12 protein-coding genes are annotated in these 12,925 nt (G+C 42.6%); 3 read left to right on the forward strand and 9 right to left on the reverse strand.

The window, feature by feature from the left end; genetic code table 11:
* From IQ274_RS35220 to nifH, 7 genes are all read right to left on the reverse strand, one after another.
* Positions 1–922: DnaJ C-terminal domain-containing protein (locus IQ274_RS35220; RefSeq protein ID WP_194145106.1), on the reverse strand; the 922-nt coding region annotated here is incomplete at its 3' end.
* 113 nt (positions 923–1,035) lie between these two features.
* The gene (gene dnaK, locus IQ274_RS35225; protein ID WP_194145107.1) at positions 1,036–2,922 is read right to left on the reverse strand and encodes a molecular chaperone DnaK; all 1,887 of its coding nucleotides are present in this window, start codon (positions 2,920–2,922) and stop codon (positions 1,036–1,038) included.
* Positions 2,923–3,160: 238 nt separating this feature from the next.
* The gene (locus IQ274_RS35230; RefSeq protein WP_194145108.1) at positions 3,161–3,382 is read right to left on the reverse strand and encodes a hypothetical protein; all 222 of its coding nucleotides are present in this window, start codon (positions 3,380–3,382) and stop codon (positions 3,161–3,163) included.
* 328 nt (positions 3,383–3,710) lie between these two features.
* The gene (locus tag IQ274_RS35235) at positions 3,711–4,067 is read right to left on the reverse strand and encodes a hypothetical protein (protein ID WP_194145109.1); all 357 of its coding nucleotides are present in this window, start codon (positions 4,065–4,067) and stop codon (positions 3,711–3,713) included.
* A gap of 460 nt (positions 4,068–4,527) precedes the next feature.
* Positions 4,528–5,838 carry a nitrogenase iron-molybdenum cofactor biosynthesis protein NifN gene (gene nifN / locus IQ274_RS35240; RefSeq protein WP_163936664.1) on the reverse strand — a complete coding sequence of 437 codons (1,311 nt, stop codon included), beginning with the start codon at positions 5,836–5,838 and terminating at the stop codon, positions 4,528–4,530.
* Positions 5,838–7,232 (reverse strand): nitrogenase iron-molybdenum cofactor biosynthesis protein NifE, encoded by a 1,395-nt coding sequence (nifE, locus tag IQ274_RS35245; RefSeq protein ID WP_163936662.1) that lies wholly within the window; start codon positions 7,230–7,232, stop codon positions 5,838–5,840. Before nifE ends, nifN begins: the two co-directional genes overlap by 1 nt.
* Positions 7,233–7,603: 371 nt before the next feature.
* Entirely contained in the window at positions 7,604–8,569 is a 966-nt protein-coding gene (gene nifH, locus IQ274_RS35250; protein ID WP_012412139.1) for a nitrogenase iron protein, read from the reverse strand.
* On the opposite strand from nifH, the gene IQ274_RS35255 reads away from it, so the two are divergent.
* Complete coding sequence (locus IQ274_RS35255) at positions 8,568–8,786, forward strand: hypothetical protein (protein WP_163936660.1); 219 nt, start codon at positions 8,568–8,570, stop codon at positions 8,784–8,786. The genes nifH and IQ274_RS35255 overlap by 2 nt on opposite strands.
* Positions 8,787–9,043: 257 nt before the next feature.
* On the opposite strand, the gene IQ274_RS35260 is transcribed toward IQ274_RS35255, so the two are convergent.
* On the reverse strand, positions 9,044–10,177 hold the full coding sequence (locus tag IQ274_RS35260) for a substrate-binding domain-containing protein (RefSeq protein WP_163936658.1): 1,134 nt from the start codon (positions 10,175–10,177) through the stop codon (positions 9,044–9,046).
* A 551-nt stretch (positions 10,178–10,728) separates the two neighbouring features.
* Between IQ274_RS35260 and IQ274_RS35265 the strand changes: the two genes are divergently transcribed.
* On the forward strand, positions 10,729–11,100 hold the full coding sequence (locus IQ274_RS35265; RefSeq protein WP_194145110.1) for a hypothetical protein: 372 nt from the start codon (positions 10,729–10,731) through the stop codon (positions 11,098–11,100).
* A gap of 87 nt (positions 11,101–11,187) precedes the next feature.
* On the opposite strand, the gene IQ274_RS35270 is transcribed toward IQ274_RS35265, so the two are convergent.
* A complete protein-coding gene (locus IQ274_RS35270) occupies positions 11,188–12,105 on the reverse strand; it encodes a LysR family transcriptional regulator (protein ID WP_194145111.1) in 918 nt (305 codons plus the stop codon).
* Positions 12,106–12,210: 105 nt separating this feature from the next.
* Between IQ274_RS35270 and IQ274_RS35275 the strand changes: the two genes are divergently transcribed.
* Positions 12,211–12,925: dihydroxy-acid dehydratase (locus tag IQ274_RS35275; RefSeq protein ID WP_194145112.1), on the forward strand; the 715-nt coding region annotated here is incomplete at its 3' end.

Genomic DNA, 12,925 nt, shown 5'->3' on the forward strand with positions numbered 1-12,925 from the left:
TGCTATTCGCCTGAATCTTTTCATAGCAATCCTGCTCAATTTCGCTTAACTCTTTCGGAGAGACGATTTGAAGTTTCACAATTAGGTCAGTTCGCCCGCCTTTTGGTTGCGTCCAGCCTTTTCCTCGTAGCCGCAGCGATTGACCGGAACGCACGCCTTTCGGAACGCTCAATGTGACGCTACCCTCTGGTGTTGGTACTTGAATTTGAGCGCCTAAGACCGCTTCATCTGGACGAATAGGAACTTCGCAGGTTAAGTTGTCACCCGAAAACTGAAAAAATGGATGGGGAAGCACCTCGATTGTGAGATACAAATCGCCTCGCTGTTGAGAAAAAGGACTGGAGCGACCTTTACCTTTAATGCGAATTCGACTACCCGGTTTAGCACCTGCGGGAATACGAACGTTAATGGTTTCATCATCCAACTGCAACCGCTTTTGAACGCCATGAAACGCTTCCGAAAAGGAGAGGGCGATCGCAGCTTCGGTATCGGGTGCTGGTGCTTGGCTACGAAATGGGCCATCATCAGGCTGCCTAGTCGAGGTGCGGTAATAAGTTTGTCTTGTTCTTGTCCTATCCCCTAAACCACCCAGTAAATCATTGATAAAGTCATCAAAGTTGCTATATTGGTCAAAATTATCTGCATACGTGCTAGTTCCTCTAGGAGGAGTACCGCTAACCTCCGCTTGCTTCCAGTACTGCCCAAAAGAGTCATACTTTTCGCGCTTTTCTGGGTTTGATAAAACTTCGTTGGCTTCATTGATGTCTTTAAATTTTTCCTCGGCTTCTGGATTGCCGGGATTCACGTCAGGATGATATTTGCGGGCAAGTTTGCGGTAAGCTCGCTTAATTTCGTCGGAAGTTGCAGTTTTGCTAACTCCCAAAAGGTTGTAATAATCTTTGAAATCAGTTGCAGTTGGCATGATTCGATACTCATAATCCGACTATTCTGCACTCGGAACGTCTTTTGTAAGTAAGTGATAAGCCTCCTCCGTCGTTGACATTAATTCAAAAATTACGGTTTAGCTTGCGCGTTTTAGCCAACAAAATCGGCATCAATCACATCGTCGTTTTGTCCAGTTGGCTGAGTTGTGCGATTAGGATTGCTAGTTGCGGCGTTAGCTTGGGCGTAAACGGCGCTACCGATTTGCATGAGTGCTTGTTGAAGATTGGTAGTGAGCGATCGCATTTGATTGTAGTCTTCTCGCTCAATTGCCGATCGCAACTCGTCAATCAATTGTTGCGCCCGACTTTTATCTGCTTGAGAAACTCGACCATTCAAGTCTTGCAGTTGTTTTTCTGCCTGATAAACCAGCGAGTCCGCATTATTTTTGGTGTCGATTTGCTCGCGGCGTTGGCGATCTTCTTGGGCATGAGTTTCTGCATCTCGTACCATGCGTTCCACATCGTGTTTATCCAGCGTCGAAGCGCCTGATATTGTAATCGATTGTTCTTTACTAGTGGCGCGATCTTTAGCAGTTACCGATAGTAACCCATTTGCATCGAGGTCGAATGTTACTTCAATTTGAGGTACTCCACGCGGAGCCGGAGGAATGCCATCGAGCCGAAACGTACCTAAACTCTTATTGTCTGCCACAAGTTCCCGTTCTCCTTGCAGAACATGAATTTCGACATTCGGCTGGCCATCGGCGGCGGTTGAAAACATCTCGGATTTCTTCACCGGAATCGTCGTGTTGCGGGGAATAATTTTTGTCATCACCCCGCCCATCGTTTCCACCCCTAAAGAAAGCGGTGTTACATCTAGCAGCAGCACATCTTTCACTTCTCCCGCTAGTACTCCGCCCTGAATTGCTGCACCCACAGCAACTACTTCATCGGGGTTCACTCCCTGATTCGGATCTTTGCCTGTGATGCGTCTGACGAGTTGTTGCACGGCGGGAATTCGGGTGGAACCGCCTACTAGAACAACTTCATCGAGATTGGCATTGTTCAGATTGGCATCATTGAGAGCTTGTTCAACTGGAATGCGGCAGCGATCGAGCAAGTCAGCACAGAGTTTCTCAAACTCTGCCCTAGTTAACGTTATATCCAAGTGCTTTGGCCCCTCTTGAGTTGCCGTGATGAAGGGAAGATTAATTGCCGTTTGGGTGGCGCTAGAAAGTTCAATTTTGGCTTTTTCTGCGGCTTCGGTTAACCGTTGCAGGGCTTGCTTATCTTTGCGTAAATCAATACCTTCGTGGCGCTGAAAATCATTTGCAACATAATCGACAATCTTTTTATCAAAATCGTCACCACCTAAATGGGTATCCCCACTCGTGGCTTTGACTTCAAACACACCTTCTCCAACTTCTAGAATTGAAACGTCGAACGTGCCGCCCCCTAAGTCAAAGACTAAGATTGTTTCGTTGCCCTTTTTGTCTAAACCATAAGCAAGTGCCGCCGCCGTAGGTTCGTTAATGATACGGAGTACTTCTAACCCGGCAATTTTGCCTGCATCTTTGGTCGCTTGTCGTTGCGAATCATTGAAGTAAGCAGGTACAGTAATCACTGCTTGCGTAATGGGTTCTCCTAGATATTTGCTGGCATCATCTGTAAGTTTTCGCAAAACTTGAGCAGAAATTTCTTCAGGCGCGAATTGTTTTTTTAGCGCTGGACAATCGAGTTTGACATTACCGTTGCGATCGCGGACAACTTTGTAAGAAACTTCACTCGCTTCGTGGGTGATTTCATCGTGTTTGCGCCCGATAAAGCGTTTGACTGAATAGAACGTGTTCTCTGGATTCATTACCGCCTGTCGTCGAGCAATTTGACCAACCAGATGTTCGCCTGTTTTTGTATATGCAACTACAGAGGGAGTGATGCGTTGTCCTTCTGCATTCGCAATCACGAGCGGTTGTCCACCTTCAATGACTGCAATACAAGAGTTAGTTGTCCCTAAATCAATTCCAACAACTTTTGCCATAACTTTCGATTCCTTTCATCAGATTTTGATGCGCTGATTCTAGTTATAAGAAACTTCAGTAGTATTAAAAGCTCAACTTGTAACTAACAGTTCTCCGACAGATTATCTTGTTCTTCTTTAAGGAAACTATTCAGAAATTTTCTGTGCATCAACCGATAGAAAGACAAAAAAGTATCCAGTATATATATATTTGGCTTTAATGTTGTGAGTTATACATTCAACGATTTAAAGAAAGAATTCAGAATTGAATTGGGTGCGATCGCTCAAAGTTTCTCAGTACCTTTCTCCCTGCTCTGGGTAATCTAGCTTCACCTGAACCGTCTGCACTCCATTTTCCACTTACACCTATGGTTCCCCAAAATGATGCCGAGCCATTAATTGCACGGCTCAACAGTGAGCCGAAGGTAGTACTAATACCCAGTTGATATTGTCCCACAACTGTTGATTCATCAAATTCCATGATGCGATCGCTGTTGCTAGCTTGTGCCAGAGTTTTATTGCTAGCTGATGTGAGAATAAAAGATCCTGTTAAGTGGACAGTTGTTCTACAACCAAAATGGCAACACGCATGGTTTTAGCAGTAGTGGTCTATTTGCAACTCTAGCTGGTGCGCCAACTCTCACGGCATTTGATTTTGTGTTGCAAGCATAGTTTGCTCAAAATACGGAATGTCGAGTTTACGTACTTGACTAGTACAACACGGCGGAAATAAAGCACCCATTCTAAATCAATGAAATGCTTACGCTGTATTCATTTTTAATTTTTAATTCCACCTTGCGGTACTAGGCTTATTTATCTGATGTTTCTTCAATCTTGATTTCCCAAGGTTCTCCTTTATTATCTGGTGGAAAAAGCTGAATTTTGGACTTGTTAGAAAACTGCTTCAACTGTTTGATAAACTGTGGAATAGCATCAACAATATGCAGATAACTTTCTATGTCATAGCAGATAATGATTAAAATCAGAGGACTAGCATTTATTTTGAAATACCAGTGACAATTTGATAGTAAAACTCGCATAAGTGGGACGCAGACTTGATAAAATCGCCTACACGTAGCTTCTTCTAGCTGCCTGTAAAATAATTCGTTAAGTAGAGTTGCTCCAGTTGGAGGCAGATCATCTGCGGGAAAAAGGGATTTATTCATAACATGAAATTAGGCATTGTGATTTGGAATTAGTTTTTCTATTAATCACTGATAACTCAGGATTTACCAGCCTTAGCACGAATATTTTTTGGAGTATTGTGTAGTAAAAAAACGTCGGCGAAGCAATTTTTTACTAATGCTACTTCTGTTTTTAAACACTATCAAGTACAATACTTGTTCTAGGAAACGCCGATTGTCAAAAACTCCCTGAATCAGCACCTCTAGTTCAGTTGCGCCCTTGGAAGGAAAATCCTCACGATTGATTGTGTGCCAGGGTAAAAACTCCTGCCAGTCCAAGGTTAATATACGGACTTATGCCTGATTTTGGTAAGCAATAATTAGGGCTGTAGTGTAAAAAAGCTTCAGTCTCTGTTGAGAGTAATACTGGATTCGCCGATAACCTGCTTGGAATGTGGCTAGTTCGTTGCTTGGATGAATCGAACAATAACTGCTAATCTGTTTAATGCTTAATCTTTGCTTCAGCCTCTAAAAACAGATTGCCAATATCAAACAAAAACTGCATAGTACCTCGATAGCCAACTTTGGTAAATTGACTGTGATCTAAGCGGTCAAAAATGGGAATCCCTTGACGATAGAGAGGAATTTTTAAGCGTTGAGCGATCGCCACTCCATGAGAGTTGGTAATTAGCAAATCAGATCCAACCGCCAGTTGCTCAAAGTCTTCCAAATCGCCGATAGTGACGCTAGGAATCGGCAGTTTTTCTAACAGAGGAAAACGTGTTGTTGTTACTGCTGCATGAATCTGAACCCCTAGCGATCGCAAAAAAGCAACTGTTGACCAAAGTAAATCGGGTTCCAGCGCCAAAGAAACTCGCTTGCAACCAAAGTAAAAGTGATTCTCCAACATCACATGTTTTAGCTGACGGCGTTGACGGCGGTATTTCTCCGGTACGCTGACACCACTGATATCTGCCAATGCTTGCAAGAATTTATCTACTGCTAGTAGTCCCGTCAGTTCACTAAATACTTCATAGGGTATATTGAATCTCCGATCCAAAATTTGCGCTGCACCTCGCATACTCTCACCAAGTGCCAAAGTGAATACAGAAGTGCCAATTGAGCGCAATTGTGCCAATGTAGTGCCATTAGCTGTAATGGCACTAGAAGAATCTTCTATATGACTATCTAGTACGCCAGAAAGGTCAGGTACAAAAATAGGTTCAAGTCCAAAAGAGGTGACAATCTCTTTGATTTCCTGTACATCCCCTGGTGTGAAGGCAGAACTCGCCAAAATAGTGATTTGTGTAGGACAAGTGTCTTGTTTGGAGCTTTTTTGGGGAATTTCCCTGACTATACTCTCAACCGCGCCAGCAAAGCCATCCTGTAATGTACCTTTGAAATCAGGTGTAGAGACAAGCACAATTGGTAAATAATCTAGTTCTGGGTGACGGTGACGAATTTCTTTAACAAAGCGCCCCATATCATCGCCTCTGGTTTCCACGAGTCCAGTGCTACAAAGACCGATAATTTCTGGCTTGGATCTCTGCACCAAAGTCAAGATTGCTTGTTCAACCCTTTCCTCGCCACCCAAAATGGTTGCAACTTCTGTCATCGCTGTACTGGAAAGGGGAACTGTCTGACGGAAATGCTGTACTAATACTGCCTTCGTCAAAGCAGTACAGCCTTGTGAACCGTGTAACAAAGGCATTATTCCCTTTAACCCCAAAAAGGCTAAAACTGCACCTACAGTCTGGCTTTGCTTCAGGGGATTAACTGCAACAGATGTACTCGTAACGCTAATAATCGCCATTAGATGTTCTCCTCTGGAGAATTTCCTGTTTCCCACGGAGCTGGTTGAGATACTTGTTCCCACACAGGGGTGTAAAAAGCAGCATAGAGTTCTCGTGCTACCTCTAAAATTCCCATATAGCCTGCATAGGCATGGTTGCGTTCTTGATTAACGTCTAGGAATGGAATCCTAGCAGTAAGAGAGGTGTCTTGATGGTGTTTATCAGCAATTAACATATCAGCTCGATTTGCGTTAATTAGCTGTAAAATTTCTTGAGGACTATTTTGCTCTAGAATTATGCCATCTTGACTCAGCAAAGTTTTGACTCTAATTCTATCTTCCTCAGTATTATTAGTTTTAATACTAATAGCAATAACTTCCATCCCCAATTTTTTAGCAGCAAAGATAATCAACCAGCTCTTGAAACTTCCAATAGAAAGGAGAACCCGCTTCCCTTGTAATTGAGTAATATAAAAAGCGAGTTTTTCATCTATTGCAGCAGTCTCTTCTGCAATTAGCTTTTCTGTACCTTCTTGTAAATTAGAATTACCTAACTTTGCAGCAATATTTCTTAGACACTCATTGATTTGCTCTATCCCATAAATAGATTCTTCAATATAAGGAATGCCATATTGTTTTTCCATCCTTTTAGCCATATTGATTAGTGCTTTGGAGGAGAGGATTACATTAAGTTTGGCACGATGGGCATAACAAACTTCTTTGTAGATAGTATCGCCTGTAATTTTTGCCAAAACTCTAATACCTAATTTCTCCAACAACGGTAAAACATTCCATATTGCACCTGCAATATTGTATTCACCAATTAGATTAATATCATAAGGTGTAGTTGTATCTGGTTCAGCTGTTCCAATAACGTGTGAAAGCATTGCTTCACCAGCGACACGGTTGCCCAAATTTTGGTTCCCAATGAATCCAGGGCAATGTACAGGGATAGTAGGTATTCCTGTTTTCTCGGTGGCATCTTTGCAAACTCCCTCGATGTCATCCCCAATCAAAGCAGTAATGCAAGTGGAATAAACAAATACCGCCGCAGGTTTGTAGCGTCTTTGTAATTCTAAAATGCCTTTATACAGCTTTTTGGCTCCACCGAAGATGATATCGTTCTCATCGATGTCGCTGCTAAAGCGTATCTTGTACAGCATCGAACCAGAAGAAAGACTGCTGTGACTTCCCCAAATACTGGCAGCACAGCCACTTGGCCCGTGAACTACATGAGCAGCATCAGTGATTGGTACAAGAGTAATCATTGCACTATCAAAAGCGCAACTCCCTTGAGTAGTTCCAGGTTGGGGTAATTGTGTGGAAGACTTTTTTTTCTTTTGTATCTGCTGACGAGCATCTTCAGAATTAGAGTCACTGAGTGAATCGTTGGTTTTTCCTGGCGTGGGATTCATTTGTTTGGTGACAATAGGTAGAAATTTTTAGATATTAGCTGAATTCCCAAAGGCTGAGGAGAATTTTCATTTATTCACCGTGGTATCTAAAGATGGATAAAAGGGAATGATCAAGAGAATTTATCATCCCCTAAAACATAAACATCATCTAGGTTAGAGAAGGAGAAAACAAAAACATGAACTAGACTATTAAATTATTAATGTTGTCCTGTACACGTTAGTTGATTAGTGTTAACACGGTGAAGAGGAAAAGCACAGAGTTAAGATTAGCTATTCGACTACCTCCATTTTAAATGATTGGTGAGAAGGTGGGCGAGAATAGCCCACCTAATATTTACTTTGTATTTAGCACCTGATTCTGAAGAATAAGCTTACTTCTTTTCGCTACCGGAAACTATTTCTACGTTTCCTTTTTTGAGTGCTTCTAGTGCTTCACCTTCAGCATCTTCTTGTTTTTTAGCTGCATCTGCTTGGCTAATTAGTTTCGCAGCATTTTCTTCACTTTCAAGGATACCGAATTCAATCAACAAATCTTCTAGCTCATCCATCTCGATGGGTGTGGGAACGGCGAGATTTGTATTGTTGATAATCTTGTCTGCTAATGTACGGTATTCATGAGCTTGCTTGCTGTCGGGTGCGTACTCATTCACTGTCATCCGACGCAATTCGGCGTGTTGCACGATATTGTCACGGGGGACGAAGTGAATCATCTGAGTACTTAATCTGGCTGCAAGGGTGCTAATCAATTCATCTTCCCGGTCAGTTTTGCGGCTGTTACAAATCAGCCCACCCAAACGTACCCCACCTGTGTGAGCATATTTGAGAACGCCACGAGCAATGTTGTTAGCTGCAAACATCGCCATCATTTCACCGGAGGTAACGATGTAGATTTCTTGGGCTTTACCTTCACGAATTGGCATAGCAAAACCACCACACACAACGTCGCCCAACACGTCGTAGGATACGAAATCTACATCTGAGTAAGCGCCGTTTTCTTCAAGAAAGTTGATAGCGGTGATGATACCCCGACCAGCGCAACCAACACCAGGTTCTGGCCCACCTGATTCTACACATCTGATATTTCGGAAGCCAGTTATTACCACTTCTTCGAGTTCAATATCTTCCACAGCGCCCCGTTCAGCAGCTAAGTGCAACACTGTGGTTTGGGCTTTACAGTGCAAAATCAATCGGGTTGAGTCAGCTTTTGGGTCACATCCGACAATCAAGATGCGTTTACCCACTTCTGCCATCGCAGCAAGGGTATTTTGGGAAGTGGTAGATTTACCAATACCACCTTTACCGTAAAAAGCAATCTGTCTAATTTTTTCGTCGGACATGATAATTTATCCTGCAATTGTTTGTTTGGTGGGTCTGTCGATTCATGAAGCGTTGGCACTTTGTGCCGGAAGTACTAGCGTTGTAAAATTACAGCACTGGCCTTATGTAGAAAGTCGTTGGAGGCGCTCGTTCTACAGCAAAAAGAGTCCGAATGCAGAACATATTCAAGTTTTGGTAAGTTTTCATTGGCTATTAGTCATTGTTTTTTCTGACTAATAGCTAGAGCAATGAGACATCATTCAAGGAATATTGCAAGTATTACCATCCGCTCACTCAAATGATTTCTCTAGCGGTAGTAATACTAATTGGAGAAAGGAAAGCTACAGATTCCAAGCTGGAAAAATTACGAATTCAGCATTATCAGTTGTTGTAATTAGAAAGAAGGTTGCTCATACCTAAAGAGTGGTTGCAGCAGGAATTTCAATTTACGCCAAGTATTCCTTTAAGAACACAACCAACCATTGCAATCCACTCTAAACAGTCGCTACAATTTCCCCGATTTTGCTGATATCGTAACCGCCAAGAATTTCAAATTGTGAGTGAACCATCCGATGTCCCAAAGTACTGAGCAATTGCTGTACAGGTGCTTCTTCTAAATATTCCTTGAGAATCACCAAATCATATCGTGACTGATGTAAAGGGATAAATCCCAGCCCAAAAGCGGTAGCTACAGATGCCGTACTCATACCAGCATCAGCAATTCCTAATCCTACAACTTGGGCAACGTCCTGGTGACTTTTGAATACATTGTCAAAGCCCTGAACAGCATCGAATGGTATCTGCTCGTTTTGGAGTGTTTGTTCCAAAAGCATCCGACTACCAGAACCGATTTCGCGGTTAACAATAGTCGCTCCCCCAGCAACTAAGTCAGTCACTGTTCTAATTCCCATAGGGTTGCCAGGCTTCAATAAAAGTCCCTCTTCCCAAACACCAAGGGTAATCAGAACTGCTTCCCTCCCAGCCAGAACATCTCGAACAAAGGGAGTATTATACTCACCAGTTTCAGGATCGTACAGATGCATCCCCGCGATGTGCGCCTCACCTCTGCATAGACTGTGCAATGCAGCCATGCTATTGGCGAAGTTATATTGGACTCGCAGTTGGGGATGCCAGCGTTCGGTGGCTCTTGCCCATAGTGAAATCACAGGGGCACAACCAGCAATCACAACGGTGTTGTGAAGTGTGTCGAGATTATCGTCTAGTAGCCTGACTCGAACTTTACTTGTACCTATTTGGCTAGTACCTTCACCATCAGCCGGAATCATATCTTGGCGAAAAGCATCCTTACCAATCAAGGGATAAGCTATCCATTGTCCTCCTACACGAGCCACACTAACTCGTAGTTGCTGACTGTTAGGGACAGGTTTGGCAAGGACGGCTTCGATTTCAGGTAAATCCCGCTCTAACCAGAATAGATCCTCAACTTGACAGCCAAGCGCTTTGGCCAACCGAAGTGTTATGGCAACTGAGGGAGCATATAATCCCGACTCTACACCACTAATAGTTTGACGAGTCACACTAGCGATGTTAGCCAAATCTTGTTGGCTCATGCCTAAGCGAGTTCTAATGGACTTCAAGTTATTACGGAGGTCACTATCCTGCTTCATTGGCTTTGTCTCTTAGTTTCAAAAAGCCGTAGCGGATTTAACTTATATCTGCCAAGGCGAAAGTATGGTCTTTGAGTTTATATCATTTCTCTCTGACGACTTTTTGTACTTTCGGTGTCTTGATTCCCTATATAAAAAGACTATCACAAAAATTGCAAGTTTGCTTGCGAAGCGCAAATTATTTTTGCAAGTGGTTGTTTTTTAGCTGCTATTATCGCTCAAAAGCCCCAAATTCCAATAAACACAGCATTTGTCTAGTAAGAAAGATTTACCAATAAAATTGGTAAAAGTAGTGTTTGGTACAGTTTTAGAGATTATTTTCAGCTTTGATGCTTGATAGACGAGTAATAAAAGCCGTAGAAAACATACCAATCAATTTCGTACTTGGGGATGAATTTTACCCTGACTAAAAATTACCAATTTGACTAGAGTGAATATGCACATAGCATCAGCAAAGAATTGCTGTTTTAATTGGTTGCACAATTAGGTATTTACCAAAGTATGCAACGGATGACAGATGACATGAGATTACTATTGTTAGGAACAAAGCAATGATTACTGAAGAAGACTTAGCCCAGCAATTTAACGTAATTATTGAACACACTCACCCACAGGTATGGAAACTGTTAAGCCAATGTTATGTGAAGGTGATCAATCCTCATCCTCACTTAACAAGAGTGAATATAAAAACGTGTGTCCGTCATGCAAAATACATTGGAATTTACTGCCCTGATAGACTAATTAGTGCTGTCGTAGAACAAAAAAATCTCATTAGAGAAGTGGCACTATATCTGGGTCTAGTTGAGGTTGTTTGCTTGAATGCCAATAACTTGATGCGCGATCCACTCTCAAATCTTAAGCAAGCTTATCCCCAGTTGTGGTTAGACTTGTTGTGGATTGTCACTCAAGAACAAGAACTCTAGCTATTATCGACAGATTTTTGTGCAATCTTCTATCTCGAAAAACCCTAATTACCAATCTTCACCGCAGCTTTGTTACATCAAAGCAATCTAATGGAGGCGATCGCCTTTTTCACTGATTAATTCACCACAGACACTTCTGACAATTAGTAAAAACTCCCGTAAAATAGGTGTCATATCCTCTTGTCGCCACACTACAGCCGTTTCTACTAATGGTGTTTTTTCTTCTAAAGTGCGATAAACTACACCAGCCCTTTGAAGATTTTGCAAAGAAGACGGTACGATCGCAATCCCCATTCCCGCAGACACTAGTCCGATGATTGTCTGCATTTGGATTGCTTCTTGAGTTACTTTTGGGCTGAAATTTCCTTGTTGGCAAAGACTCAGGATTTGATCGTAAAGTCCAGGACCCAAATGGCGGGGGAACATGATAAAGTTTTCGTTTACTAGCGATCGCACTGAAATATTTTCTTGTCTGGCTAAGAAATGAGTTTCTAGCAAAGCTACAATTAGTCCTTCTTGCTGAATGCATTCTTGATTGAGAGTGTTGTCTTCTAAAGGTGGATGGGCAAAACCTACATGGATACGGCGATTGAATAGCGCTTGTTCTTGCTGAGTTGTCGTTAATTCTTGCAATACTAACTCCACCTCTAAAAACTGTTCTCGAAACCGCCGCAAAATCACAGGCAGCAAATCGTAAGTTACCAAGCTGGTGAAACCTACTCGTAGTTGTCCTTTCTCACCCCTACCTGTACGTTGAGTCAGATCAATTGCCTTGGACAGTTGAGCGAACAACTGATAAGCTTCTTGCAAAAATACTTGTCCGGCTTCCGTTAGCTGCACCTGTCGTTTAGTTTTGCGTTGAAAAAGTTCTACCCCAAGTTCTGCTTCTAGCTGCTGAATTTGCTGGCTTAAGGGAGGTTGAGCGATGTGAAGTCGCTCTGCGGCTCTACTAAAGTGTAGTTCCTCAGCTACAGCAATGAAGTAGCGCAGGTGTCGCAGTTCCATAGTTTTGATATTTTATAAGTCTCAAATATTCATAAATATATATTGGACATGTCAAAAATTGCTATCTATGATACTCATACACGCAAGTCAAAGGATGATGTAACTATGTCGGAGAATTTGAGAAGCCAAGTAGTAACGCAAGGAGTGCAGCGATCGCCAAATCGAGCCATGCTGCGTGCAGTTGGTTTTAAAGATGAAGATTTCAACAAAGCCATTGTCGGTATAGCCAACGGTTACAGCACCATCACCCCCTGTAATATGGGGATCAATCAACTGGCGCTCATAGCAGAGGTGGGGATTAAAACCGCCGGAGCAATGCCACAAATGTTTGGCACAATTACCATTAGTGACGGGATTTCGATGGGAACAGAAGGGATGAAATATTCCCTCGTGTCGCGGGAAGTCATCGCCGATTCCATTGAAACCGCCTGTACCGGGCAAAGTATGGATGGTGTACTAGCCATTGGCGGTTGTGATAAAAATATGCCAGGAGCAATGCTAGCGATCGCACGGATGAATATCCCTGCAATATTCGTTTACGGTGGCACAATTAAACCCGGTCACTACAACGGACGTGATTTGACTGTTGTCAGTTCTTTTGAAGCTGTTGGTCAATATAGCGCTGGAAAAATTGACGACAAGGAATTATTAGAAGTCGAAAGTCGCGCTTGTCCGGGTGCCGGTTCCTGTGGTGGAATGTTCACAGCTAATACCATGTCTTCAGCATTTGAAGCGATGGGAATGAGTTTGCCCTATTCTTCAACAATGGCAGCTGAAGATGCCGAAAAAGCCGATAGCACCGAAAAATCAGCGTTTGTTT

The organism is Nostoc sp. LEGE 12447 (genome assembly GCF_015206985.1).
In the GTDB taxonomy this organism is placed as follows: domain Bacteria; phylum Cyanobacteriota; class Cyanobacteriia; order Cyanobacteriales; family Nostocaceae; genus Nostoc.